At 39.4% G+C, this 545-nt stretch carries 1 protein-coding gene; it reads right to left on the bottom strand.

Translation table 11 applies throughout. The features are described from left to right. Nucleotides 1-211: 211 nt before the first annotated feature. A partial coding sequence (gene rpsD / locus ADF62_RS05685; RefSeq protein WP_048788294.1) for a 30S ribosomal protein S4 occupies nucleotides 212-545 on the bottom strand: 334 nt, incomplete at its 5' end.

Consider the following 545-nt stretch of genomic DNA (forward strand, 5'->3'; position numbering starts at 1 on the left):
CACTTTAGGGGGACTTTTTTGATACATCGCTAAAAGCTTTTCGGAACCACTAGCATAGCTAGTAGTTTTCGTAAAACAAAAAAAGCTGTCTCATTCTTTGAAACGGCTATGAAATCAATCTAGCAAATATCTAAGCAAACCCAGAAATTAACGTTTTAAGATAAAGCAAAAAGCCCACTCTTATAGGCTTCTTACAATATAAATTCTTATCTTAAAGCATTTTGTTGTAGAATTCAACGACAAGTGCTTCGTTGGTTTCAAGGTTGATTCCGTCGCGTTCTGGCAAGCGAATCAATGAACCTTCCAATTTTTTAGCGTTGAATGATACGAATGCTGGACATCCAAGAGTAGCTTCTACTGTTTCAAGGATAGCTAGAACTTTCAATGATTTCTCACGAACTGAGATCACTTGACCTGGAGTTACGCAGTATGATGGGATATCAACGCGTTTTCCGTCAACAAGGATATGACCGTGGTTTACGAATTGACGTGCTTGACGACGAGTAGTTGCAAGGCCGAGACGGTAAACAACGTTGTCAAGACGA

Origin of the sequence: Streptococcus sp. 1004_SSPC (assembly GCF_001069025.1) — a bacterium.
GTDB classification, from domain to species: Bacteria; Bacillota; Bacilli; order Lactobacillales; family Streptococcaceae; genus Streptococcus; species Streptococcus vestibularis.